Consider the following 24,423-nt stretch of genomic DNA (forward strand, 5'->3'; position numbering starts at 1 on the left):
GGCCCCCGCCGAGCGCGTCCGTCGGCAGACCGCCACCGGCGGCGTCGGCCACCCCGCCGCCGGCCCCCCCCCCCGGGGCCCCCGGGGGGGGGCGCCCCCCGGGCCTCGGCAAGGGGCCGGGTCAGCGCACGTCGACGCGGTCACCGGAACTGATCGTGCCCAGACGGGACGATGTGGCCTTGAGCTCCGCCTTCCAGGTGCCGTCCTTCTTGGCGGTGAACCCCTTGGAGAACACGCCCTTGCTGTTGGTCTTCACGGTCGCCGGCTTGCTCCACTTGCTGGAGCCGTCGGCCTTGAACAGGATGATCATGGACTGGCCGGACGTGTTCTTCCAGGTGCCGTCCAGACTGCGCAGGGTGCCCTTGACCGTGATGGTGCGCCCCTTGCGGACCGGCTCCGGGGAGGCGTTGAAGCCGGAGACCGCGGTGCGCAGCTTGACGTCCACGTTGTCCGAGGAGCTCACGGCCGCGACCCGGTCGCCGGTTCCCGCGTAGCGGGCGCGCCAGGTGCCGTCCTTGACAGCGGTGACCGAGGCCGCGGCCACACCCTTCTTGTCGGTGGTGACCGACGCGGTCCGGCTCCAGGTCTTGGCGCCCTTCGCCCGGAACTCGACCACCACGGGCTCCTTGGCCAGCGGACGCCAGACATCGTCCGTGGCGCCGACGCTCTCGAGCGTGCCGACGACCTTCAGCTTGCTCCCCTTCCCGACCGGCTCGGGGGACGCGTTGAAAGAGACGACCCGGGCGGGCACGGCGGACACCGTGAGCGTCGCGGCCGACGTGGCCGTATCACCGGACGCGTTGACGAAGACGGCGCGGTAGAGGTGGCCGTTCAGCGCGGCGGACGCCTTCACCGACAGGGCGGTGGAGGCGGCCCCGGGGACGGTGCTCCAGGTCGCGCCCTCGTCGGTGCTGCGCTCCCAGCGGACCGAGTCGGCCCCGGCCGCGGTGGCGATGAAGACGGTTTCGGCGCCCGAGCGGACCGCACGCGACGTGGGGTGCTGGGTCACCGTGGCCGGGGGAACCCCGACGAACGTGAGCGGCTGGGCCACGTCCTGGGCACGGGACGGCATCCAGGCGGGGTCGGCGCTGTCGTGCGAGTTGAAGCTCGTGAGGAAGCAGGCGGTGGTCCGGCAGTCGACCGCGGAGCCCCCGGAGGGGGTGAACGTCTCGGTGAGCTTCGCGGTGACGCTGAAGGTGCCGTCCGCGCCGACCTGACGGACGTACACCGCGTTGCCGAAGATGCTGGGGTACGTGGTGCCGGGCATGGCGACGGACTGGGCCAGGTACACCCCGCGCCCGGGCTGGTAGCCCTTGCCGCTGACGGTGACCTGGGTCTCCGCGCCCAGCCCGGTGACCTGGCTGACCGTCAGCGTGGGGACGCTGATGCCGCCGCTGATGGCGAGCGGGTCCAGGGCCGTGCCGGCCGGGTACATGGGCCGGCCCTGGAAGGCGAAGATCGCAGCGCCCTCGTCCGTGAGCGAGGCCGTGATGCCCGACCAGTCGAGGGTGTTCCCGTCGAGGGCCCCGGCGGCCGCCGTGAGCGAGGCGAACGGCACGCCGGGCGTGGTGACCGGGTCCTCGCCGGGGGCGAGGTCGGTGGTCACGTCGATGTGGAGCATGCCCTGGCCGTTCTTGAGGGCGACCCTGGGGTTGGCGAGGGTGATCGCGGTGATCCCGTGGCTGGGTATCGCGTAGGTCACCGAGCCGCCGAAGCGCACGTCGGCGGTGCGTCCCGCCGGGTCGACGGTGCCGTGCTTGACGGGGTAGTCGACCTTTCCGGCGGCGTCCGCGGTCGCCCCGCCGCCCGCGGTCACCGAGCCGCCGAACAGCGCGACGTAACGGACCCAGGACTCCTTGAAGCCCCAGGAGGAGCTGCCGGTGGCCAGGATCGGGGCGGCCGCCGACGTCGTACCGCCTGTTTCGGCCCGCGCGGCGGCGTGGATCCCCGGGGCGGCGGATGCGGGAACGGCGAGAACGCAGGCGCCCACGGAGACGACGGTCAGGGCGGCGAGGGCGGCCAGGCGGCCGCGGCTGGGCATGGACATGCGCAGCATGTCTCCTTCGGGGGAGGGGAACGGCGCGCGTACGTACGGAGCCGTGCCCGGGAGGGCGTACGAAAGAAGGGGGGATACCGGCTTCTTGGGACGTGGGGGCCCGAAGACGACAAACGCATATTAGGTGAGGCTTACCTAAATGTCATTATGAGGTGAAGGTCTGACCCCGGCCCGTACGGGGCACCGGAAGGAGCCCCGCGTTCTTGTGGTTTCTGCCAGTACGGCCGTGCGCCGGGCGCGCGCGAGACTGTCCGCCGGAGCCGCGCGAAGACCCTGGAAGCGGGGCTGCCGAAGCCAAGGGCGCGACGACCCGTCGGGACGGGGAAACGATGAGCACGCCTCGGCATCGACATCTCCGGGGAAATGGTCGCAGCGGCAAGGGAGCTGGAGAGCCGCGAACCGCTCGGCGTGCGCTACGAGGTCGGTGACGTCTCCGAACTCCCCGCCCTGGGACAGCAATTCGATGTCGCCTTGGCGGTCCAACTCCTCAACTACGCCGAGGACATCGACGCCATGGAGCGGATGTGCCACAACGTGCACCGGAACCTGGCGCCCGGCGGCGAGTTCTTCGTCCTCGCCCAGCGGCCTACTACCGCTTCGACGGCCCGCCCCTGCGGAAGTACGGCTTCCTCTGCGAACCGACCGGAGAGACCGGGGAGACCGGACCGCGTGTCCGGGGCACCGCCCTGCTGGACCCGCCGACCCGCATCGAGACCGGCTGCCCGCGCCGCGACGTCTACGAGAAGTGCCTGCGTGCGGCCGGGTTCACCGACCTGACCTGGGTTCCCCTGGAGGTCTCCGAGGCCGGCCTGCGCGCGTTCGGCGCGGACTTCTGGGCGGACCTCCACGCCAACCCGCCGCTGGAGATGCTGCGCTGCCGCGCCTGAGCCGTACGCCGGACCGGTCCACCCCTCCGGAGGCGGCGGACCGGTCCGGGTCTCACGGGCGAGGACCCGGCCTCAGGGCCGATGGCCCGTGTTGAGCCGCGCGGCCCGGCGCGTCAGATGGTCGCGCTCGGCGAGCGTGGGGGCCCGGTGGGCGGCCTCCGCGTACAGCCGGGCCGCCGTCGACAGGTCGCCGTCCCGCTCGTGCAGATACGCCGCGACCGCCGTGTGACGCGGCAACGCGTCGCTCAGCGCTGCGAGTTCGGCCAGCCCGGCGCGCGGACCGTCTGCCTCGCCGACGGCCACCGCCCGGTTGAGCCGGGCCACCGGACTGTCCGTCAGGGCCACGAGTTCGTCGTACCACTCGACGATCTGCACCCAGTCGGTCTCCCCGGCGGTCGGCGCGTCCGCGTGGAGCGCCGCGACGGCGGCCTGGGCCTGGAACTCGCCCAGCCGGTCACGGACCAGGGCCGCCTGCAGAATCCCGACGCCCTCGGCGATCATCGCGCTGTCCCACCGCCCCCGGTCCTGCTCGGCGAGCGGCACGAGACTCCCGTCCGGCGCGGTCCGGGACGCGCGCCGGGCGTGGTGGAGCAGCATCAGGGCGAGCAGCCCCGCCACCTCCGGGTGGTCGATCGCGGCCGCGAGCTGCCGGGTGAGCCGGATCGCCTCGGCGGCGAGGTCGACATCACCGGAATAGCCCTCGTTGAAGACCAGATACAGCACGCGCAGCACGGTGGCGACATCGCCGGGCCGATCGAACCTCACACCGGAGACGGTGCGCTTCGCCCGGCTGATGCGCTGCGCCATGGTCGCCTCGGGCACCAGATAGGCCTGCGCGATCTGCCGGGTCGTGAGCCCGCCGACGGCGCGCAGCGTGAGCGCGACGGCCCACGACGGCGTCAGCGAGGGGTGGGCGCACAGGAAGTAGAGCTGAAGCGTGTCGTCCACCGAGGGGGCGGGCCCGGGCCCGGGTTCCTCGTCGACGAGGTCCTCCCGCCGCCGCCGGGCGCTCTCCGCCCGGGCCGCGTCGAGGAACCGCCGCCACGCCACGGTGACCAGCCAGCCCTTCGGATCCCGCGGCGGGTCGTCCGGCCAGACGCGGACCGCCTCGACCAGGGCGTCCTGCACGGCGTCCTCGGCCGCCGCGAAGTCGGCTCCGCGGCGGACGAGGACGGCGAGCACGCTCGGCGTGAGGCTCCGCGGGAGGAACTCGTTCATCGAGGCGTCACTCCGTGACGGTGGGCGGCGCGGTCAGGAACGGGCGCACCTCCAGCCACTCGTGGATCGGCTTCCCGCCCGCCCCCGGAGCGGCGGACAGCTCCCCGGCCAGCTCGACGGCCCGGTCGTGACTGTCGACGTCGATGATCATCCAGCCGGCGATGAGGTCCTTGGTCTCGGCGAACGGCCCGTCGGTGACCGGCGGGCGGCCCTCGCCGTCGTACCGGACCCACGAACCCTCGGGGGCGAGCGCCTGACCGTCCACGAACTCCCCGGTCTTCTCCAGCCGGTCCGCGAAGTCCTGCATGTACTGCATGTGCGCCGAGATCTCCTCGGGCGTCCACCGGTCCATCGGCACGTCGTTGACCGCGGCGGGGGCTCCGCGGTAGTGCTTGAGCAGCAGGTACTTGGCCATGGTGTCACTCCTCGGTGCTGTGCGGCCCATTGTGGCCGCTCTCACTACGGGGACGGAGCCGGATCCGGGTTCTCGACATCGTCGCCCGAAACTTCTCGACTTTTTCCGGCGGGCCCCGGACCGGCCCGCGTTCACTGCTCGCGCAGGCCCCACGGAGAGCCGTACTCCACCAGCAGATCGAGGAACGGACGCGGGTCGAGTGCCTCGGCGCCGAGCACCCCCGTGCCGCTCCAGACACCGCCCGCCACCAGCTCCAGAGCGATCACCGGGTTGATCGCCGTCTGCCAGACCACGGCCTGGGAGCCGTACTCACGCATCGACCACTGGTTGTCGACGACGTGGTAGAGGTACACCTCGCGGGGCGCGCCGTCCTTCGTGCCCTTCACCCAGGTGCCGGCACAGGTCTTGCCCCGCATCAGTTCGCCGAGCGATGCCGGGTCGGGCAGGCAGGCCGCGACCACGTCACGCGGCGACACGTCGCCGCCGGGCACACTCACCTTGTCCGTGCGGTCGAGGCCGAGCTTGTGCAGGGTCTTGAGGGTCTCGATGAACTCGTCGCCCAGCCCGTACTTGAAGGTGACACGCCGGGACTCCACCCAGCGCGGGATCAGCAGGACCTCCTCGTGCTCGACGTTGACGCACTCCACCGGGCCGATGCCTTCGGGGAAGTCGAAGACCTCCGGCTCGCTGAACGGGGCCGTGGTGAACCAGCCCCGGTCCTTCTCCCAGACCACCGGCGGATTCAGGCACTCCTCGATGGTGGTCCAGATCGAGAACGACGGGGCGAAGTCGTAGCCCTCGACGGTGAGGTTCGCGCCGTCCCGGACGCCGATCTCCTCGATCTCGTCGAACAGTTCGTCCGCCGCGTACCGGGCGAAGACGTCGGAGAGCCCCGGCTCGACCCCCACCCCGACGAGTGCGAGCCGCCCGGCCTCCTCCCACGCCGCGGCCCGCTCGAACTGCCCGTCGCCGAGCTTGACCCCGCACTCCTCGTACGGGCGCTGGGAATGCGGTGAGGACAGGGACATGGCCATGTCCAGGTAGTCGACGCCGGCGGCCAGCGCCGCGTCGAACAGCGGCATCACGAAGCGGGGGTCGGTGGCGTTCACGAGGATGTCGCACCGCTGCTCGGCCAGCAGGGCGGATACTGCCGCCCGGTCCGAGGCGTCGACGCGCAGCGCGGTGAACCTCTCCTCCTCCCCGCCGAGCGCGGCGACCGCCGCCTCGGCCCGGGAGAGGTCGTAATCGGTGACGACCATGTGGTCGAAGAAGGAGCGGCGGGCGGCGATCCTGGTGATCGCCGTGCCCACGCCACCTGCGCCGACGAGCAGTACGCGCATGGCGGATGTGCCTTTCGTCGATGAGCCGGGCCGTGATGGCCGGTGCCCTTGGATTCGTCCATGAAAGGGGCCCACTTGAGTAACGTCAACGCTGTTGGCATAAGGTGCGCGGACCTGGCAGGCCCGGCAGACCCGGCGGTCCCACGTCGGCGCCGAGACGGAAGAGGAGGCTCCGATGGCGAAGGAAGTGGTTCCGGAGGAAGGGCGACGGCGCAGACGGCCGACCCGGCAGGGCGTGGTCGTCACACAGCAGCTGATCGTCGAGACGGCCCTGCGCATGCTCCACGAACACGGCAGGGACGGACTGACCGTGCGACGCCTGGGCGTGGCACTCGGAGCCGACCCGAGCACGCTCTACCGCTACTTCCGCGGCATCGACGACCTGACCCTGGCCATCGCCGACGAACTGATCGGACGCGCGATGCGGGGCTGGCGGCCCACCGGACAGTGGCGGAGCGACCTGCGCGAGGTGGGTCTGCGCATCCACACCGCCTACCTGGCCCACCCGGAGGCCGCGGTGCTGACCGCCAGCCGGGTCAGCGGCCGGGCCAACGAGATCGCCGCCGACGAGGCGGTCCTCGACGTGCTGCGCGCGACCGGACTGCCCGACCCGGACGTCGTACGGATCTACCAGGCGTTCGTCGACCAGGCACTCGCCTTCGCCGCCCTGGACGCCGCGAGCCTCGCCCTGCCCACAGCGGCACGGGCCGCCGACGAACAGGTCTGGCGCGCCACCTACGCCCGGCTGCCCGCGGAGACCCACCCGAACATCGCCGCCCTCGCGCCGCTGCTGGTCGCGAGGATGAACGACAGCGCGTACCCCACAGCGCTGGAGATGCTGCTCGACAGCGCGGAAGCAAGCGTCCGGCGCGCGCGAATCGGCAGCGACCCGGACGGCGCCTGACCCCGCGCCCACTCACCGTCCGCCCCGATTCGTGTGGCGTCCCCGGAGGCCACCGAGCAGACTGGACGGAGACGGAGACGGAGACGACGACAGCCCGGGAAAGGCCTGGACGATGGGTGAGTACGCGGACCTGCCCGCTGTCAGGACCTGGTACGAGACCGAGGGCGCCGGCGACCCGCTGGTTCTGCTGCACGGCGGGTTCTGCACCAACGACACCTGGGGCGCCCTGCGCGCCGACCTCGGCGCCGCCTGTCGCGTGTACCTGCCGGAACGGCGCGCCCACGGGCACACGGCCGACGTCGCGGGGCCGCTGACGTACCAGGACATGGCCGACGACACCGTGGCCTTCCTGGAGACGGTCGTCGCCGGACCGGCGCACCTGGTGGGCTGGAGCGACGGGGGAGTGGTCGCGCTCATCGTCGCCATGGACCGGCCCGACCTGGTCCGCAAGGTCGTCGCGATAGGCGCCAACTTCCGCCCGGGCCCCGAGTGTTTCGCCGAGCCGTCGATGCTCGACGCGATGACGCCGGAGGGGCCCGATCTGGCGTTCTTCCGGGAGTTGTACGAGCCGGTCGCACCGGACGGCCCGGATCACTGGCCGGTGGTGGCCGCGAAGGTGATCGACATGTGGCGCACCGGGCCGACGCTCACGACCGAGGACCTGGCCCGGATCGAGGCGCCCACCCTCGTCATGGCCGGCGACGACGACCTGGTGACGCTGGAGCACACGACCGCGCTGTACCGCGCGATCCCGGACGCCGAACTGGCTGTCGTCCCCGGGGCGTCGCACCTGGTCCCGCTGGAGAAACCGGCTCTCGTCAACCGCCTGGTCCTCGGCCACCTCGCGCAGGAGGCCGTGGAGACGATGATGCCCATCCGGCGCGCGAAGCCGGGGACCGCCGAGGCCGCCGCACTCTGACGGCCGCCGGAAGCGGCCCGCTGATCACCGCGACCTGACGGCCACTGCACAGGGCCCGCCGACCACCGTGCGCGGCTGCCGGCCGTACCGGGGGCGTCGGGGCTCATCCCTCCGTGCAGCTGAAGTCCTGCGGGGAGGTCCGCAGCCTGCCCAGCAGCCGACGCAGCGTGGCCCGGTCGCGTTCGGACAGGTCCGCGAAGAGCTCCTGCTCCACGGTGTCGAGCGCCCCGTCCGACGTACGGAGCTGCGCGGCCCCCTGCGGCGTGATCTCGACGATGTGCCGGCGCCGGTCGGCGGCGTCGCGACGGCGGCGTACGAGATCGGCGCCTTCGAGATCGTTGAGGAGGGTGACGAGGACACTGGGGTCGACGTCGAGCCGCTCGATGAGCGCCTTCTGCGTGACCGGACCCTCGGCGAGCTGCTGGAGCGTCGTCATGAGCCGCGGGGTGAGCCCGGTGACCGCGAGCGCCTTGTGGATCAGGGTCTGCGTCGCGTTGCCATGGTAGGCGAGCAGGAAACCGAGACGCTGCTTCGGATCGCCGGGAGGCGTCGCAGACCCCGTCGATCGCTGGGCGGACCTGTCCTGAGCTGGCATTGCTCCACGGTATCAGGGCGCACATTGTGGAACAGGGAAAATCGTTTATAGTCATCAACGATATAGTTGCTCTCATCATTGATGATTCCGAGGTAATCATGTTCATCGCCTACGCCGTGATCGGTGTCCTGCTCGCCTTCGCCCTCGGCGCCTCCGCCGTGCTGACGTTCACGCGCAACGAGGGCGTCACCGCCTCGATGAGCAAGGTGGGCGTCCCCGAAAGCTGGTACCCCTGGCTGGCGTCGGCGAAGGCGGCAGGCGCCCTCGGCCTCCTCATAGGCCTCGGCGTGCCGCTGATTGGTTCCGCGGCCGCGATCGGCGTCGCCCTGTACTTCCTCGGGGCCGTCGTCACCCACCTGCGCGCCAAGGACTACGGGATCGCCCCGCCCCTGGTGCTCGCCCTGCTGGCGGTCGCCGCACTGGTCCTGCGCGTGCTGTCGGCCTGAGCGCCCGGGCGCGGCAGGATTCGACCGGGTTCGGCTCGCGCGGCCGACGGCACGGCCTGCCGGGGGAGGCGGCGATCGATGGCGGCGATCAGCGGCGGGCAAGATGTTCGCATTTATGCTGACCCGATGCGATCTGCTCTCTGGTGGGCCTTGGTCTCCTCCGGATGCGCCCCGTCCTCCTGGTCGGCTCCTGGACGATTGCGCAGCAGCGCCAAGGACCGGCGTACGCCCCCGCGACGCAGACCCTGAGCGTGCTGGCCTCCTACGGGGCCACGAGCTACTGGCTGATGACGGGGACGCTGCTGGTGCTGGGGACGTGCTACATCCTGACGGCACACGCGCTCCGGCAGGCGGCGCTCGCCGGGCGGGTGGCGCTGGCCGGCGGCGGACTCTCCGCACTGGCCCTGACCTTGGTGCCGGTCCCGGACAGCGGCGGGGCGCTGGAGCACGGGGCGGTGGCCACCGTGGGCCTTGTGCTGCTGGCCGCCTGGCCGCCTCTGGTCGCCGTCCGGGGCCGCGTACCGGCGCCGTGGGGGGCTGAGGCCCGATGTGTCGATCGCCGCGTGCGCGGTGATGTTCGCGAGCGCCCTGTGGTTCCTGGCGGAGCTGCAGAGTGGGAGAGCCCCCGGTGCCGCCGAGCGCGTCGTGACGTTCCTGCAGGCCCTGTGGCCGTTCCTGGTGGTCCTCTCCTGCCGGAGAAACGTGGCCCGACCGGCTTCGGGCCGAAGCCCGGGCAGGGAGGCGCTGATCTCGTCGTCGACCACACGAACTCGCAGGACAGGGCCGCGAGCCGGGGCCCGTGCCGGGGATTGATCCTGGCCAGAAGCGGATTCTCACCCGCGCCCAGGTCTCCGGGGCGACAGCCGCCCGCTGCCACCCCGGAACCCGTACGTCGGGCGGGCCCTAGGCCAGCGGCTCGACCCACACATTGCGGTAGCGGATCTTGCTCCCGTGGTCCTGGAGCCTGATCGCCCCGGCCGTCGGCCCCTCCGCCGCGCCGCCGCCGGTCGGGCCGTCGACCGCCACGTCGTCGTGGACGGTGACGCCGTTCCACACGACGGTGATCCGGGCGTCCTCCGTCTTGTTCCCCGAAGCGTCGTAGCGGGCGGCGCGGAAGGTGATGTCGTACGTCTGCCAGGTCTCCGGCGCCGTGGCCGCGTTCACGTCCGGAGCCTTCTTGGTGTAGATCGCCCCGGCCTCGTTGTCGGCGAGCGTCGTGTCACCGTACGAGTCCAGGATCTGCACCTCGTACCGCTCCTGCAGGTACACACCGCTGTTGGCGCGGTCCTGCCCGGTCACGTCCGGCGGGAGGTTCGGCAGCCGGAACTCCACGTGCGCGCGGAAGTCCTGGAAGCCCTGCTTGGTCCGCAGGTCCCCGCCGGCGATCTCCATCTCCCCGTCCTTCACCGGCCATTCGGGCGTCCTGCCGTCCGGGTGCTGCCAGGCCGCCTGGTCCGTGCCGTCGAAGAGCTGGACGCGGGCGCCCTTCGGATGGACGGTGATCATGTCCAGGTTCACATGGCCGGTGTCACCGCTGTCGTAGGAGTACGTGATCGTGTTGCGGCCCTCGCGCAGCTCCAGCTGTTCGGTTCCCGTCGCCCAGGTCTTCCAGTCGGTGGTCGACAGCAGCTTGACCTGCCGCACCTTCTCGCCGTTGACGTGGACGCTCACCGTCTTGGTACCGGGCGCCGGATCCGGCCCGTTGGAGTAGCGCAGACCCACGTCGTGCGGGCCCGCCTTCCCGGCCTCCACGTCGAACGTGACCGCCGCGCCCTCCTCGCCGAAGTTGTCGACGAAGCCGCCGCCGGAGTAGCCCGCGTGCTCGGTGTCGAAGCCGGCGCCCCCGGTGAGGGTGGCCTCCTCCGCCTCGTACTGCGTGGCCGGGGGCTGGTCGCCGGGCAGCGAGTTGAGGGTGTACCAGGCCTCGGTGCTCCACAGCTCCGTACCGTCGGCGGAGCTGAAGGGGCGCGGCGAGCGGAGGTGGACCACACGGTTCGCCTTGAGCCCGGGGACGGTCAGCGTGACCTTCTTGCCGTCCTCGGAGAGCGTGGCTCCGCTGACCTGGAGGGACTCCTCGTCGATCTTCGGACCGCCGTACTCCGGGGTCGGGGCGTACGCCCACTGCTCGACCCGGTAGCTCTCGGCGAGCTTCGCCGCCGTCTCCTCGGAGAGCGGCTCGGTGTACTCCAGTTCAAAACCGCCCGGCTTCGCCCGCATGGCCAGCATGTCGAAGGCCTTGTCACCGCTGGGGGAGAGCTTCTGGAGCCCGTAGGTCAGCTTGCCCTCCTGCCCCCAGTTGCCGCCCGCGCCGAGACCGCCGGCGTAGATCGCGCCGTCCGGCCCCATGCTGATCCGGTTGACACCAGCTTCGAGACCTTGCGTGAAGCGGAACACCGCCCCCTGGTACTCGCCGTCGACCTTCTCCAGGTACGCGCGCTGGATGCCGCCGTACGTGACGTCCCCGAACAGCATCTGCCCGGCGAACCGGCCCTCGGTCAACTGCAGCGGTGTACTGGGGGAGTTGGCTATCTCGTTCTGCGGCAGCCACAGCACCGGCTTGGTGACCGGCTTGTCGTCGAAGGGGCCCGACGGGTTGGTGTAGTGGTTGAAGAAGCGGTCCTGCTTGATGTGGAGCAGCTTCGAGGAAGGCAGCCAGCCGCCCTGGTTGTCGAGGACGAACATGTCGCCCTCGGGGCCCCAGCCGATCCCGTTGGGCGTACGCAGGCCGCCCGCGATGTAGTCGACCTTGCCGGTCTCCTTGTTCACCTTGATCGTGGACCCGCGGTTCGGTGCGGGCTGCGGATCGGTCGTCGCCCCGCCGAGGTCGATCGCCACCGACAGATTCAGGTAGAAGTACCCGTCCCGGTAGAGCAGGCCGAAGGCGAACTCGTGGAAGTTCCCGCCGTACGGCCAGGTCGCCACCGTCCGCCGCTCATCGGTCACGTCGTCGCCGTCGGCATCGGTGAGCTCGGTGAGTTCGTGCTTCTGGGACACGTACAGCTTGCCGTCGACCGCCTTGATGCCCATGGGCTCCTTGAGCCCGTCGGCCACCTTCTTGGCGGTCACCTTCCCCGGATCGGTCTCGCCCTGGACGTTGTCGAGGAGGTAGACCTCGCCGGTCGTGTTGTCGGTGCCGCCCCAGGTGGTCACGGCGAGCCGGCCGTCGGGCAGCCAGTCCATCGCGGTGACCTGCGGTTCGAAGCCGGCGGGACGCAGATCGGTGAGCGCGTAGTCCGGGTGCGTCCCGGTCAGGGGCAGCCCGTCGCCGGGGGAGTCGAGCGCGCCCTCGCACTCCTTGCGGCCCGGCGCCGTCACCCGTACGACATCGGCGTCGGTGGACAGCACGGAGTTCGGCACGACGGCGAAGTCCCCGGCACCTGGCGGCTTCCACTCCAGGGTGACCTGCTGGCCGCCGGTGCGGTCGAAGTGGTCGATACGCAAAGCATGGTGACCTTGCGTCAGCTCGACCGAACCGTCTTTCGGTTCCGCACCGTGCAGCCCGTCGTGATCGATCACCACGGAGTCGTTGATCTGCAGCCGCGAACCGTCGTCGCTGGTCAGCCGGAAGGCGTACGCGCCGTCCGCGGGAACGGTGAGGTTGGCGGTGACCTCGGAGACGAAGTGGTCGCCGAAGCCGAAGTCGTCCGTCGAGCTCCAGTCGATGGCGGGCATCAACTTGTCGACGTTCGGCGTCTGCCCGGTCTTGATGTCGCACAACTCGTCCAGAGGGACCTGCACATCGAAGACGCGCAGGGTGACTCCCGGTTCCTGGGGCGGGAGTTCGTCCTGCGGCCTCGGCGTCGGCGCGGCGGCGACCGGTGACGCGGAGAAGGCGCCGACGAGAAACGCGGAGACCAGCAGACCGGTGAGATGTCTGCGGCAACGGTGGAGCGGCCGTGGATGCATTCTTCCTCCTGGCCCCTCGCAGCGAGGGGCACGTCGCGGCGGTGGGTGGGGCCACCCGGCGCCCGGGGGTGAACGTTCGGCTCGTGCGGTGGGGCAGCGCTGCGTCCGGCCAGGGGCTCCGGTAGCTGCGCCGAGAACAGTAGGAGGCTTCTACCGGCGGCGTCCATACTTCGTCACCACAGTGTTCAAAGTTCGCAGGTGTTGATGCAAAGTCACCAAACCCCTTGGTGCACAAGGCATCTGTCGCCCCATCCGTGACGATCGGAACGACGATGGGCCGGACCCGCGACACGCGGATCCGGCCCCTGAGGTCCAGGAGGACGAAAGGGCGCTACCGGCCCTCGCGGCCCGCAGCGGAGGCGAATCCCAGCCACGTGTGGCGGTTGCCCCACCAGCACCAGCCGACCTTGGGCGCGTTGCGCCGCTCCCGGCCGTCCCGCCCGGTGCCGTTGCTGATCCAGATCGCCGGGGTACGCGCGTCCAGCGTGCCGTTCGCCTTGCGCAGCCGGGATCCGATGGTCATGAAGCAGCGGTTCCGCTCAAGGACCGCCGGCTGCTGCAGCACCCAGTGGATGCCTTCGGTGAGTACCAAAGGGCTACGGCCCTCCCCGTCGAGGGCGGGCAGCGCCTCCTCCGGGCTCCAGTTGGACATGCGGTCGCCGCGGTCGAGCCCCGCCACGAAGTAGAGCGGCGCGTCGGGAAGTTCGATCGCCGTGGGGGCGAAGCTGTCGACATCGGGCATGTCGGTGACGACGAAGCCCGGCTTGTCGTCGCGCTGGAGCAGCGGCGCGAGGGCGGAGGCAGGGGCACGGTCCGGATGGACGGCGAGCAGGACGCCGTCGCGGCCGCCCCTCTCGGCGAAGGCGCGGACGTCCTCGGCGGAAATCCCCGCGACCTCGTGCACCCCGAGCTCGATCAGGCGCTCCGCCTGGGCGGCGGGCGACGGCAGGAGGCGCACGGCGTCGGTGGCAGAAGTGTCGGGCAAGGCGAGTCCCCCGGATTCACGGATCAGGGATTGCGGTAGTGGGCCTGAGGTCGAACGACGGAGCCCGCCGGAGTGTTCCCCACCCGGCGCGACCGCCGGGAGCGACCTCGCCGGCCTCGACGCGCTGCCTCGGGCACAGCTCGTCCAGGCCCCCCAACCGGCCCCCCACCGGCCATCCGCCGGACCGCCCCCTACTCGCCCGGTTCCGCCGCGCAGCGAATGCCCCGCGCCGGACGCCGACCGGTGGTCAGGAACTCCGTCGCCGCGTCCTTCGCGCACGTGTTGCCGTCGAACGCATAGGCACCGTCCCCGCCCTGGTCGGCCGTCACCATCGTGGCCCGCTGACCGAACGCCCGCCGCAGCTCCCGGGCGCCGGCCAACGGCGTCCCCGGATCCCGCTCGTTCTGCACCATGAGCACGTTCGACGGACCCCGGTCACCGATCCGCACCGGCGGCTCGACCCGCTCCGCCGGCCAGAAGGCGCACGGCCCGATCCCGGCCGTGGAGCCACCGCGCTCCTCCCACGCCCACGAGGCGTCCCGGCGGGACGCGCGGGAAAAGCTGTCGGCGCTGACCGAACGCGAACGCGAGACCGCTCGGGCCATCGCGGACGGACTGGAAACCCGGAGATCGCCGACAGGCTGCACATCAGGGTCGCGACCGTGAAGGCGCACACCGGCAGCCTGTTCTCCAAACTGGCGGTCCAGAACCGGGTACAGATCGCGCTGCTGGTCCGCGACGCCCAGGACTGACCCCGGCCCCGGGCCGCGGGCAAAGCAAAAGGCAAGGAGAGACCTCTCCTTGCCACTCTCAACTTATAGCTCACCCCGGGGCTTGCGGCAAGACCCGGGTGACGGCGCAGAATCGTCCCTCGCCGCCACCACCTGCGCAAGCGTGGGCGGCGGCGCGTGCCGGCGACCTGTCGAGCATGCACGGACATGAGCCGCCCGACCGGGAGAATCGCCATTCCGTGAGTACGCGCCCGACAAGAGGTTCGACGTGGACAGAGGACAAGGCGCCGGTGATCCGACCGACCACCGCAGTGCGAGGGAACACGGCCGCCCGGGAGGCGTCACGATGACGGATCAGTATGTGGTGGACCTCCGAGAGGCCGACGAGACGCGGGGCGCGGCCGTCGGCGGCAAGGGCGCGCATTTGGGCGCACTGTCGCGGATCGAGGGCACCCGCGTGCCGGACGGATTCTGTGTGACGACGGACGCCTTCCGGCGGGCCATGGCGGACGTGCCGTTGATCGCTGAACGGCTCGACGAGCTTGCGCGCCTGACCCCGGACGACCGGGAGGCGGTCCGCACGCTCAGCGCACGGATCCGCCGCACCATCGAGGAGACCGCAGTCCCCGGCGACATCGCGGCGGCCGTCACCGGCGCGCTCGCACGGTTCGGCGAGCAGGCCCCGTACGCCGTCCGGTCCAGCGCGACGGCGGAGGACCTGCCGACGGCCTCCTTCGCCGGCCAGCAGGACACGTACCTGAACATCGCGGGACCGGCCGCGGTCCTCCGGCACATCAGCCGCTGCTGGGCCTCGATGTTCACCGAGCGGGCCGTGATCTACCGACAGCAGAACGGCATCGACCACCGTACGGTCCGGATGGCCGTGGTCGTGCAGCAGATGGTCTTTCCGCACGCGTCCGGCGTCCTGTTCACCGCGGACCCCGTCACGGGCAACCGGAAGGTCGCCACCGTGGACGCCGGTTTCGGCCTCGGCGAGGCCCTGGTCTCCGGTCTGGTGAACCCGGACGTCTTCAGGGTGCGGGGCGGCGAAGTCGTCACCCGGACCATCGCCGCCAAGGAGCGTGCCGTGCACGCCCTGCCGGCCGGCGGTACGGGGGAAGTGGCGGTCGATCCGCAGCAGCGGGAGCGCCCGGCGCTGACGGACGCACAGGCCGTCCGGCTCGTGGCGCTCGGCCGACGGATCGAAGCGCACTTCGGCCGCCCGCAGGACATCGAATGGTGCCTGGTCGACGACGGCTTCCGGATCGTGCAGAGCCGCCCGATCACGACCCTCTTCCCCGTCCCGGCCCGGGAGACCGGCGACGAGGAGAATCACGTCTACGTCTCCGTCGGCCACCAGCAGATGATGACCGACCCCATGAAGCCCCTCGGGCTCTCGATGTGGCAGCTGACGGCCCTCGTACCGATGCTCGACGCGGGCGGAAGACTGTTCGTCGACGTCACCGGCCGACTGGCCTCGCCCGCGAGCCGCGACGGTCTCCTGGATGTCATGGGGAAGGGCGATCCGCTGGTCAGGGACGCCCTGGAGACGGTCCTCGCACACGACGGTTTCGTCCCGTCACTCCCGGACGCTGCACCCGCCACGCCGCCCTCCACCGATGTGCCCGCCCCGATCGCGACCGACCCGGCCGTCGTCACCGAACTGATCGAGCGCAGCCGCGCCTCCGTCGCCGCCCTGGAGCGCGACATCCGGACCAGGACCGGACCGGCACTGTTCGACTTCCTGCTGGAGGAGGCCTTCGAGGAGCACAGGCGGACCCTGGGCGACCCGCTGAGCATGCAGGCGATCATGGCCGGAATGGACGCCACCTGGTGGCTCAACGAAAGACTGCTGGAGTGGCTGGGCGAGAAGAACGCGGCAGACACGCTGACCCTGTCCGCCCCCGACAACATCACATCGGAGATGGGCCTGGCGCTGCTCGACGTAGCGGACGTGATCCGGTCGCGGCCGGAGGCGCTGGCCTTCCTGCGGAACATCGAACACGGCCAGGACGCCACCTTCCTGGTCGACCTGGAGAAGGTCGCGGGCGGAGCGGAAGCACGCGAGGCCATCGAGGCCTACCTCGACCGGTACGGCATGCGCTGCGTCGGCGAGATCGACATCACCAGGCCACGCTGGCGTGAGCGCCCCACCACGCTTGTGCCGGTGATCCTCGACAACGTGCGGAACTTCGCGCCGGGCGCCGCCGAGCGGCGCTTCGAGCAAGGCCTGCGGAAAGCGCGGCAGAAGGAACAGGACGTGCTGTCACGGTTGCGGGCCCTGCCGGACGGGGACCGCAAGGCCGACGAGACCCGGCGGATGATCGACCGCGTCCGCACCTTCATCGGCTACCGGGAGTACCCCAAGTACGGCATCATCAGCCGCTACTTCGTCTACAAGCAGGCCCTGATGGCGGAGGCCGGGCGACTCGTGCGGGCGGGTGTGCTTCCCGAGAAGGAGGACGTCTTCCACCTGACGTTCCAGGAACTCCACGAGGCCGTGCGCACGAACCGGGTGGACGAGCAGCTCATCCGGCGGCGCAAGGAGGAGTTCCGTTCGTACCAAGCGCTCACAACGCCCCGGGTTCTCACCTCGGACGGTGAGGCCCACAGCGGCGCGTACCGGCGCGACGACGTGCCGGCCGGTGCGCTGACCGGCCTGCCGGTGTCCGCCGGGACCGTCGAGGGAAGAGCCCGCGTCATCCTCGACATGGCGGAGGCCGACCTGGAAGCGGGCGACATCCTGGTCACGACCTTCACCGACCCCAGCTGGTCGCCGCTGTTCGTCGGCATCGCGGGCCTGGTGACGGAGGTCGGCGGCCTGATGACCCACGGTGCGGTGATCGCCCGGGAGTACGGCCTGCCGGCGGTCGTGGGCGTGGAACAGGCCACCCGGCTGATCCGGGACGGGCAGCGAATCCGCGTACACGGAAGGGACGGGTACGTGGAGATCCTGCCCTAGACAGCCGGCCGGGCACGCGGGTCGAGCCGAGCCGAGTCACGTAGGGAGCACGGTCCTCGTCCTCGTCTTCGTCCGGAGGACTTCGGCCAGGGACTCCTCGCGCCAGCGTGCGAGGAGTTCGTGGAAGGCGACGGCGCCGTGCGGGTAGGCGAAGGGGCCGGCGGGGCGGCCCCGCCCTTCGCGGTTGTAGTACCCGGGCGTGCACTCGGCGTGGAACCACTCGTGGTCGGGAGCGCCATCCGCCAGGGCGGCGATCCAGGCGTCCTCGATCTCCGGGGAGGGCTCGATGAGGGCGCCGGCGGCTTCGGCGGCCGCGATGAGAGCGGCTGCGTGGGCGGCCTGCTCGTCCAGGACATGGGTGAAGTTGACGCTGCTGGCGTTCTGCAGGGGCCCCATCTGCAGGAGGTTGGGGAAGCCGCTGCTCGTGAAGCCGTGGAGCGTGCGCGGGCCCCGCCGCGCCCAGCTGTGCAGCAGCTGGACGCCGCCCCGGCCGTGGACGGGGAGCTTGCCCGAGTGGATGCCGGAGGTCCCGACGTTGAACCCGGTGGCGAAGATCAGGCAGTCGAGTTCGTACGTGGTGCCGCCGACGGTGACGCCGTGCTCGGTGACACGCTCGATCCCGTGGGTATCAGCGGTGTCGACGAGGGTGACGTTGTCGCGGTTGAAGGCCGGGTAGTACAGGTCGGAGAAGGTGGGGCGCTTGCAGGCGTAGCGGTACCAGGGCTTGAGCTTCGCGGCCGTCTCCGCATCCGTGACCGTCTGTTCGACGCGGGCGCGCAGCTCGTTCATCTTGGCTGCGTCGGCGGCCTCGTAGTCGGCTTCGAAGGCCTGCCGGTCACCCTGTCGCCGGAAGCTCGGCAGGAGCTTCTCCAGCAGGCCCGCCGACTCGGTCCACCGGTCCGCGACGAGATCGTGGTCGGTGCTCTCGCCGGAGACTATGCGGAGGTAGTTCTCCCGCCGCCGGCGTGCCCAGCCCTCCTGCTCGGCGCCCACGTCCTCAACGGTGGTGCGGCGATTGGCGCGTACGTCCACGGTGGAGGGCGTGCGCTGGAACACGTGGAGATGTGCGGCGTCCTCGGCCAGCATCGGGATGACCTGGACACCGGTGGCCCCGGTGCCGACGACGCCCACCCGCTTGTCCGCGAGGCCGGTCATGCCGCCTTCCGGGGTGCCGCCGGTGTAGGCGTAGTCCCACCGCGAGGTGTGGAACGTGTGGCCCGCGAAGTCCTCGATGCCCGGGATCCCGGGCAGCTTCGGGTCGGTGAGGGTGCCGGTGGCGTTGACGACGTAGGTGGCCCGGAACGCATCACCGCGATCCGTGGCCACGGCCCATGTCTCGGAAGCCTCGTCCCAGGTCAGAGAGGTGACTCCGGTGGAGAACACCGCATCCGTATAGAGATCGAAAGCACGCGCGATCCGTACCGCGTGGCGACGGATCTCGTCCCCGGGGGCGTACTTCCACTCCGGTACGTAACCGGTCTCGTCGAGCATCGGCAGATACACGTGGGACTCGACGTCGCAGTGGATGCCCGGGTACCGGTTCCAGTACCAGGTCCCCCCGAAGTCGCCGCCCTTCTCGACGATCCGGACGCGCTCGACGCCCTGCCGCCGCAGGTGCGCCCCGGCGAGGATGCCGCCGAACCCGCCGCCTATCACGGCGACGTCAACGGCGTCGTGGAGCGGATCGCGCCGGTTCGGCCCCACCGTGTACGGATCGGCGGCGTAGTAGCCGAACTCGGCGTCGGCGTCGCGGTACTGGGCGGCGCCGTCGGGGCGGACGCGCCGTTCACGTTCGAGGCGGTAGCGCTGCCTCAGGGCGGCGAGCTCGTGGGGGGCCGGGGCTTGAGGAGTCGTCATGTGGGGTCCTCGATCCGGAGCGGTGAGTCCGCTCCGGGCGGGGCGGCCGACCGCTACGCTAGCAACTACCGGACACAACTGTCCGGTTGGAGTCCGGCGGGTACGTCGACATTCGGCCAGTGGTAGGCGCGCCTCCCGGCCCACCGCGTACCTCCGGCCCGGGAATGCCCACTGTGGACAGGAAGAGTGATCCCCTCATGCAGCGACTTTCGGCCCGGTTCCTTTCGGCGCTCGCCACGATCGGTGCGTTGGTCCTCTCCGGATGCGGTACGGAGGCCGGCGCGCCCGGGGGAGAGGAGGCGTCGCTCTCCGCGGTCGGGACCATCCCGGCGAAGAAGGTCATGCAGCTGACCCGAGTGCACGGCGAGACCGGAATGACCTTGCTGGAGGGACCTGTGTTCGGCGAGAGCGGTGACCTGTTCGTCGTTGATGTCACCGCACCCGAGGGCAAGCCCAAGGTCATCCGTGTCGACCTCGCGAAGAAGACGTCCCGGGCGTTCCACACCGACGGCGAAGGGGCCTATACCTCGGCGCAGTTCAGCCCGTACGACGGACGGCTCTACCTCAGCGACTTCGCGCACGGCGAGGTCGTGAGCCTGGCCCCCGAGGGCGGCGACGCGCGGACCTTCTTCTCCGGCGAGGTCGACGGAGCGCGGATGAACCCCGACGACATCGCCTTCGACCAGCAGGGCAACCTGTACGTCAGCGACTCACGCGGTCTGTCCGAGGGCGCGGCGCACGGGCGGGTCGTGCGGATCGACCGGGAGGGCGCCGAGGCCACCGTTCTGGCCGAGGACCTGGCCGCCCCGAACGGGATCTCCTTCGACGCGGACCACCGGGGCCTGTGGTTCAGCGAGCTGACCGAGAACCGGATCTCCTACCTGCGCCTCGACGCGAAGGGCGGGGTGACGTCGCGGCACACCGCCGTCCGCGTGAACGGCGGAATCGCCCAGACCGACTCGATCGCCGTGGACGCGGACGGCAACCTCTACCAGGGGCTGCACGGCCGGGCGGCCATGGCCGTGTACGACCGGCACGGCGAGCGGCTGGCGACGGTCGAACTTCCCCCGCGTGCCGAGGGCCTGGAGTCGGCGACGAACGTGGCGATCACCCCCGGCGGCACGAAGGCGTACATGACCGTCAGCGGTCCCGCCGGCGGCTACCTCTACACCTTCGAGGCGCTGGCGAAAGGCATCCGGCAGTCCAACGGCGGCTGACACGGACGGGCATCGAGGCCCCCTGGGGTGCGGTGTCCGGGGAGGGGGACATCCCGCAATAGTCACGTACCACCCACCACCCACCACCCACCCCTGAGCTCAGCCGCCGAAGGCCCGCACCGGCCCCACCTCGACGCCGAGCAACCGCCAGGCGGCCAGCGCCCGGCGTTCGCGCTCCTCGCGGGTGGTGCCGATGACGGCGGCGGAGACCATGGCGACCGAGAGCACCAGATCATCCGCCCAGCTCAGCCGGTGACCGCGGGGGAGGTGCCTGCGCAGAGCACGCTCCACCCGCTCGGACAGGCCGGAGGCGTGCGCGCGGATGCCCGAGCGACTGCCGGCCCGGTCTGCGTGCAGCAGTCCGATGAAGGCCGCCGACTCCGCGAGATGCCACGTCAGCACACCGAGCACCCCCTCGAAGGTCGCGCTCTCGTCCTCGGCGGCCTGCTCGACCTGCCGAACGTTCTCCTCCAGAACCGCGGCCACGGCGGCGCTCCGGTCCGGGAAGTGCCGGTAGAGCACGCCCTGCCCGACCCCGGCCCGGCGCGCTATCGCGGAGAGAGGCGCCTCCAGACCGTGCTCCGCGAAGACCTCCCGGGCGGCGTTGACCAGAGCGGCCCGGTTACGGGCAGCGGCCCTCGGCCCGTCGTTCGCCGGCCGCCGCCCGTCCTGCTGGATACGCTCCGTCACCCCGGCAGCGTACCGGCCGGGCAGCAGGGCCTCACCCTGGTCGCCAGCCGAAACGAAGGGCTGTTGAGAGGCGCCGGTCGGGGTACGAGAGGGCGAAGCCGTACTCGTACAGCAAACTTCTCGCAGAAGGAACGGTGGTCGCTCATGTCCTCCTCGCTCGTCGAAACCATCGATGTCAAGGCCCCGGTCGCCGTCACCTGGGCTCTGTGGTGCGACGTCACGCAGTGGCCGAGGTTCCTCAGCCACGTCCAGCGCGTGGACCCGATCGACGAGCGGCGATTCGCCTGGCAGCTCTCGCTGCCCGGGGCTGACAAGAACTTCGTCGCGGAACTCACCGAGGTCGTGGCGGAGAACCGCATCGCGTGGAAGACGACCGAGGGCGTCCACCACGCGGGAGTGGTCACGTTCCACCGGATCGACGAGTCCACGAGCCGCGTCGCCCTCCAGATCGAGTACGACCCGCAAGGGTTCGTCGAGCGCGTCGGCGCACTGACCAACCTCGATTCCGCGCTGGCCAACTACGACCTGGGCGAGTTCCAGAAGCTGGCCGAACTGACCGCCGCCTCCGGGGGCATGAGGGACGCCTGAGCGTTCAGCACACCAAGCCGGCCCCGTTGCCCGCTCTTGAGGCCCGACGGACAGCGCGGGTGTCGGCGAGGGTGCTTGAAGAACTCGGAGTTCCGTTCCCGTTGATGATGTTCATCCCCGACGTGACGTCGGGGAAGCCGTGACCGTCCGCGCTGAGCTCATTCGCCGCGCACGGCCCCGAGGGCGGTCCGCACGAGTTTGACGGCGAGAGTGAAGGCCTCGTCGTCGGCGAGCGGACAGTTGATCTTTGTGCGGGTCGGAGGGGGCGACGTTGCGGTACTGGATCCGGGGGCTGTCCTTTTGGCCGTGGTCGGGTGGTGGCGGTGGTGCAGGCGGATCCCTTTTCGGTGCTGGTCTTCCGTGTGATGCTGGTGGCGCGGTGGTGGCTGGGCGTTCGTCTGCTTGTTTTGCGGGGCCTGGCGGTGGTTGTCGGGGTTCCGTGGGTGTGGTCCGGTTCCTGGTGGGCTGCCCGTGCCGGGGGGCCGGTTTCGCTTTGCCTGCCTGCCTGCCTGCCTGCCTGCCTGCCTGCCGGACGGGGCGGTCCGCAGTTGTCCGGTGCCGGTAGCTGAAGCTCGAGCGAGTGTCGCGCGGGTGCTGCGCAGTTGCTTCACGCGGTAGCGGCGCGGGTGGTCGGCGACATTCTGGAAGTGGTTCGCCGGCGTGTCTGCCCGGCAGGGCCCCGGCGAGTGCCTGGCTCGTCCGGTTTGATCATGTGATGCCGTAGAGGGTGAGGACGCGGGGGCGGTCGGTGTGGGCTCGTCGTCCGGCGGCGGTGTTGACGTAGCCGGCGAGCTTGAGCGCGCTGCGGATCAGGTCGCGGAGGGCAGCGAGTACGGCGGGCGCATTGTAGGTCCTGACCTGGGACTTATCCTCGTTGAAGGTGGCATCTCGGCACCAGTGGACGGTGTTCTCCACGGTCCAGTGGCCGCGAGCCCAGGATGCGATCTCGGCTGCGTTCGCTTCCTCGGCGGGCAGGTCGGTGACGGCGTAGACGGTCTCGCTGGACCACTTCTTCGCCCCGTAGAGACGACGACGGCGCTGGATACGCAGGACCTGTGCTGCGTGCGGGAAGAGCAGGCCGTCGACGGTAACGACCTGTACGAGCCGCTGCTCGTGGCGGCCGTGTCCCCGGGCGTCGTCGCGGTGAATCACGGGGATGTCTTTCCAGGGCAGGGCGTGGAGTTGACGGGCATGTCTGCGCTGGTTGTTCTTGATGGTCAGCAGGTAGTGGGCGCCGCGTTCGCGCAGGTAGGTGGCGTGGTCGTGTTGGGCGTGGAGGGCGTCGGCGGTGACGACCGCCCCCGCGAGATCCGCGTCGTCGATCTGGTCGAGCAGGGGTGCGAACTCGGGGATTTCGTTGGTCTTCGCGCCGATCTCGCGGGAGGCGAGCGTGACACCGTCGCCGTGCCGGACGGCGGACAGGACGAAGACGCGCCTGCCGTCGGGGCGTCTGGCGCCGCGCAGGCACTTACCGTCCACTGCGATCGCCCGCCGCCGGGGGCGTACCGGCTCGGCGCGGGCGGCCGCCCGGTGGGCCCGACGCTGTTCACGCTCGGTGCCACCGTCGGGCATCACCGGCTCCGGACGGCGGGACCGTGCGGACAGCAGGGGCCGCAGGTAGTCGTGCCCGGCCGCGCTGATCCCGCCGGGATCGAGCCGCCCCAGGATGCTGCGCAGGGTTTTCTCACTCGGGATCCGGTAGCGGCCAAGGAGCGGGTGATAGGGCAGGTCGAAGGCGGCCAGCTCCTCCGGCGTCGCACGTCGGCACCACTCCGCCGCCGCGGTGATCGAGTCGTGGCCGGACGGGGTCATCGCGCAGACCACCAGGGCCAGGACAGAGGAGAGCCGGTAGCGCACTCCGCAGGCCCCTCGCGGATCGGTGACCGACTCGAACTCGGCAACCAGGCGACGGACTTGGTCCTTGGCCACACCCTCGTGGAGAGCTTCCAGGCAGGGGGCATGAGGCGCACGGACAGCGAGAGGAGATGATGGAGGAACGAACACGGCACCTTCATGAATCTTGCAGCGTGGAGAACTACATGATCCACAGGTGCCGTGTTCATCTGCTTCCGGGGCTCGCCATCGAGATCAATCACCCAGGGTGGGGTGATCCAGGTACTCGCCGGGGCCATGCCCGGAGCCCCCGCGCCCATCCGGTGCCCGTCAGAGCCCGACGGGCTCGCCGTCGATCCACTGGACGCGCCTGTTGCGGCACAGGCAGAAGGGGTGGCCGACCGGGTCGGTGTATACGCGCCAGCCGTAGCCCTCCTCGCCGACGAAGTCCTTGCGGAGGGTGGCGCCGAGGGCGGTGAGGCGCTGTTCCTCGGGTTCGAACTCGTCGACTTCGAAGTCGAGGTGGAACTGCTTGGGGTGCTCGTCGTCGGGCCAGTTCGGGGCGCGGAAGTTGTCGACGCGCTGGAACGCGAGCTCGATCTTCCCGAACTTGATGCCGGCCCAGTTGTCGTCGCTGTCGGGCTTGACGAGTTCGCCGGTGACCTCGGCGTAGAACGCCGCGAGCTTCATGGGCTCGGGGCAGTCGATGATGAAATCGGTGAGCTTCAGCATCCGGCGATCTTGCCACGCGGACCGCGGGTGGCAAGGGTGAAGCCAGGGCCCCCGGGGGGGGGGGGGGGGGGGGGGGGGGGGGGGCGGAGCCCCGGGAGAGGGGGGCGCCCCCCCCCCGGGGGGGGGGGCGGGCGGGGGGGGG

The 24,423-nt window shown here is 70.8% G+C and carries 18 protein-coding genes and 4 pseudogenes; 10 read left to right on the forward strand and 12 right to left on the reverse strand.

Annotation, left to right across the window (positions count from 1 at the left end; translation table 11 throughout):
- Positions 1 to 121: 121 nt before the first annotated feature.
- Positions 122 to 2,047 (reverse strand): HtaA domain-containing protein, encoded by a 1,926-nt coding sequence (locus JS521_RS03295; protein ID WP_205081187.1) that lies wholly within the window; start codon positions 2,045 to 2,047, stop codon positions 122 to 124.
- 372 nt (positions 2,048 to 2,419) lie between these two features.
- On the opposite strand from JS521_RS03295, the pseudogene JS521_RS37340 reads away from it, so the two are divergent.
- Positions 2,420 to 2,572 (forward strand): annotated as a pseudogene (locus tag JS521_RS37340) (class I SAM-dependent methyltransferase); the annotation flags it as partial.
- An 8-nt stretch (positions 2,573 to 2,580) separates the two neighbouring features.
- Positions 2,581 to 2,943, forward strand: coding sequence for a hypothetical protein (locus JS521_RS37345; protein WP_307847756.1), 363 nt, complete (start codon positions 2,581 to 2,583; stop codon positions 2,941 to 2,943).
- A 72-nt stretch (positions 2,944 to 3,015) separates the two neighbouring features.
- Here the strand turns inward: JS521_RS37345 and JS521_RS03305 are convergent, their stop codons facing one another.
- The 3 genes from JS521_RS03305 to JS521_RS03315 all read right to left on the reverse strand — a co-directional run bounded on the left by JS521_RS03305 (position 3,016) and on the right by JS521_RS03315 (position 5,916).
- A complete protein-coding gene (locus JS521_RS03305) occupies positions 3,016 to 4,161 on the reverse strand; it encodes an RNA polymerase sigma factor (protein ID WP_205081188.1) in 1,146 nt (381 codons plus the stop codon).
- Between the two features lie 7 nt (positions 4,162 to 4,168).
- Entirely contained in the window at positions 4,169 to 4,576 is a 408-nt protein-coding gene (locus tag JS521_RS03310) for a YciI family protein (protein ID WP_030587467.1), read from the reverse strand.
- A 131-nt stretch (positions 4,577 to 4,707) separates the two neighbouring features.
- A complete protein-coding gene (locus tag JS521_RS03315; RefSeq protein ID WP_205081189.1) occupies positions 4,708 to 5,916 on the reverse strand; it encodes a saccharopine dehydrogenase family protein in 1,209 nt (402 codons plus the stop codon).
- Positions 5,917 to 6,091: 175 nt separating this feature from the next.
- Between JS521_RS03315 and JS521_RS03320 the strand changes: the two genes are divergently transcribed.
- Both JS521_RS03320 and JS521_RS03325 read left to right on the forward strand, forming a co-directional pair.
- Positions 6,092 to 6,820, forward strand: coding sequence for a TetR/AcrR family transcriptional regulator (locus tag JS521_RS03320; protein WP_205081190.1), 729 nt, complete (start codon positions 6,092 to 6,094; stop codon positions 6,818 to 6,820).
- Positions 6,821 to 6,932: 112 nt separating this feature from the next.
- The gene (locus JS521_RS03325; protein WP_205081191.1) at positions 6,933 to 7,739 is read left to right on the forward strand and encodes an alpha/beta fold hydrolase; all 807 of its coding nucleotides are present in this window, start codon (positions 6,933 to 6,935) and stop codon (positions 7,737 to 7,739) included.
- A gap of 103 nt (positions 7,740 to 7,842) precedes the next feature.
- Here JS521_RS03325 and JS521_RS03330 read toward each other — a convergent pair whose 3' ends face one another.
- Positions 7,843 to 8,334 carry a MarR family winged helix-turn-helix transcriptional regulator gene (locus JS521_RS03330; protein ID WP_205081192.1) on the reverse strand — a complete coding sequence of 164 codons (492 nt, stop codon included), beginning with the start codon at positions 8,332 to 8,334 and terminating at the stop codon, positions 7,843 to 7,845.
- 98 nt (positions 8,335 to 8,432) lie between these two features.
- Here JS521_RS03330 and JS521_RS03335 point away from each other — a divergent pair, with 98 nt between their 5' ends.
- On the forward strand, positions 8,433 to 8,780 hold the full coding sequence (locus JS521_RS03335; protein ID WP_239486732.1) for a DoxX family protein: 348 nt from the start codon (positions 8,433 to 8,435) through the stop codon (positions 8,778 to 8,780).
- Between the two features lie 126 nt (positions 8,781 to 8,906).
- Positions 8,907 to 9,503, forward strand: a pseudogene (locus JS521_RS03340) (DUF998 domain-containing protein); the annotation flags it as partial.
- Positions 9,504 to 9,683: 180 nt separating this feature from the next.
- Here JS521_RS03340 and JS521_RS03345 read toward each other — a convergent pair.
- The 3 genes and pseudogenes from JS521_RS03345 to JS521_RS03355 form a co-directional block, all read right to left on the reverse strand.
- Positions 9,684 to 12,686, reverse strand: coding sequence for a 3-keto-alpha-glucoside-1,2-lyase-like domain-containing protein (locus tag JS521_RS03345; protein WP_205081194.1), 3,003 nt, complete (start codon positions 12,684 to 12,686; stop codon positions 9,684 to 9,686).
- Positions 12,687 to 13,017: 331 nt separating this feature from the next.
- Positions 13,018 to 13,671, reverse strand: a complete 654-nt coding sequence (locus JS521_RS03350) for a DUF5701 family protein (protein ID WP_205081195.1) — start codon at positions 13,669 to 13,671, stop codon at positions 13,018 to 13,020.
- A 191-nt stretch (positions 13,672 to 13,862) separates the two neighbouring features.
- Positions 13,863 to 14,183 (reverse strand): annotated as a pseudogene (locus tag JS521_RS03355) (alpha/beta hydrolase); the annotation flags it as partial.
- Here JS521_RS03355 and JS521_RS03360 point away from each other — a divergent pair.
- Together JS521_RS03360 and rph are read left to right on the forward strand one after the other, a co-directional pair.
- Positions 14,182 to 14,423 (forward strand): annotated as a pseudogene (locus JS521_RS03360) (response regulator transcription factor); the annotation flags it as partial. The pseudogenes JS521_RS03355 and JS521_RS03360 sit on opposite strands and share 2 nt — an antisense overlap.
- Before the next feature lie 325 nt (positions 14,424 to 14,748).
- Entirely contained in the window at positions 14,749 to 17,364 is a 2,616-nt protein-coding gene (gene rph / locus JS521_RS03365) for a rifamycin-inactivating phosphotransferase (protein ID WP_205081196.1), read from the forward strand.
- A 36-nt stretch (positions 17,365 to 17,400) separates the two neighbouring features.
- On the opposite strand, the gene JS521_RS03370 is transcribed toward rph, so the two are convergent.
- Positions 17,401 to 19,221 carry a flavin-containing monooxygenase gene (locus JS521_RS03370; RefSeq protein WP_205081197.1) on the reverse strand — a complete coding sequence of 607 codons (1,821 nt, stop codon included), beginning with the start codon at positions 19,219 to 19,221 and terminating at the stop codon, positions 17,401 to 17,403.
- Positions 19,222 to 19,418: 197 nt separating this feature from the next.
- On the opposite strand from JS521_RS03370, the gene JS521_RS03375 reads away from it, so the two are divergent.
- On the forward strand, positions 19,419 to 20,438 hold the full coding sequence (locus JS521_RS03375; RefSeq protein WP_205081198.1) for an SMP-30/gluconolactonase/LRE family protein: 1,020 nt from the start codon (positions 19,419 to 19,421) through the stop codon (positions 20,436 to 20,438).
- A 99-nt stretch (positions 20,439 to 20,537) separates the two neighbouring features.
- Here the strand turns inward: JS521_RS03375 and JS521_RS03380 are convergent, their stop codons facing one another.
- Entirely contained in the window at positions 20,538 to 21,128 is a 591-nt protein-coding gene (locus JS521_RS03380; RefSeq protein WP_205081199.1) for a TetR/AcrR family transcriptional regulator, read from the reverse strand.
- A 144-nt stretch (positions 21,129 to 21,272) separates the two neighbouring features.
- Between JS521_RS03380 and JS521_RS03385 the strand changes: the two genes are divergently transcribed.
- Positions 21,273 to 21,716: an SRPBCC family protein gene (locus JS521_RS03385; protein ID WP_205081200.1), complete on the forward strand. Its 444-nt coding sequence runs from the start codon at positions 21,273 to 21,275 to the stop codon at positions 21,714 to 21,716.
- Positions 21,717 to 22,424: 708 nt separating this feature from the next.
- Here JS521_RS03385 and JS521_RS03390 read toward each other — a convergent pair.
- Both JS521_RS03390 and JS521_RS03395 read right to left on the reverse strand, forming a co-directional pair.
- Positions 22,425 to 23,720: an ISAs1 family transposase gene (locus tag JS521_RS03390; RefSeq protein WP_205081201.1), complete on the reverse strand. Its 1,296-nt coding sequence runs from the start codon at positions 23,718 to 23,720 to the stop codon at positions 22,425 to 22,427.
- Positions 23,721 to 23,879: 159 nt separating this feature from the next.
- A complete protein-coding gene (locus tag JS521_RS03395; protein WP_205081202.1) occupies positions 23,880 to 24,281 on the reverse strand; it encodes a VOC family protein in 402 nt (133 codons plus the stop codon).
- Between the last annotated feature and the right edge of the window lie 142 nt (positions 24,282 to 24,423).

This window comes from Streptomyces durocortorensis (genome assembly GCF_016901035.1).
In the GTDB taxonomy this organism is placed as follows: domain Bacteria; phylum Actinomycetota; class Actinomycetes; order Streptomycetales; family Streptomycetaceae; genus Streptomyces; species Streptomyces durocortorensis.